The 384-nt window shown below is 44.8% G+C and carries 1 pseudogene; it reads right to left on the bottom strand.

Annotated elements, in window-relative coordinates:
* Positions 1-131: 131 nt before the first annotated feature.
* Positions 132-384 (bottom strand): annotated as a pseudogene (locus B3182_RS14925) (protein glxC); the annotation flags it as partial.

Here is a 384-nt window from a genome sequence, read left to right as displayed (position 1 = left end):
ATATCATAGATACCAGTTTCCGCTGCCCGACGAATTTCGGACATGGTCGACCGATCAAATGTCGCTGACTCACGGAGCTCGGTAATGTATTTCTTTTTTTCACTCATAATAGATTCCTCGTAAAATCAGCATTAATACGCAGAAGCGTTATCGACTTTGAAATTGTATAGTTGACGTGCTGAACCATAACGTTTGAAAGCATGAGGATCTTCATCCACCCCGGCACGCTTCAGTAAATGACTCAGTTCCTGGATGTGTTCATCACGCATTTCTTTGGCAATGCAATCCGCACCCAATGATTTCACTTCGCCTTTGACGTAAATGTGAACTTCATACAGTGAATCACCCAACGCATCTCCGGCGTCACCGCAAACCACGAGGGTA

This window comes from Methylophaga sp. UBA4204, from assembly GCF_002379485.1.
In the GTDB taxonomy this organism is placed as follows: Bacteria; Pseudomonadota; Gammaproteobacteria; order Nitrosococcales; family Methylophagaceae; genus Methylophaga.
This window is presented reverse-complemented; position numbering and strand designations above follow the sequence as displayed.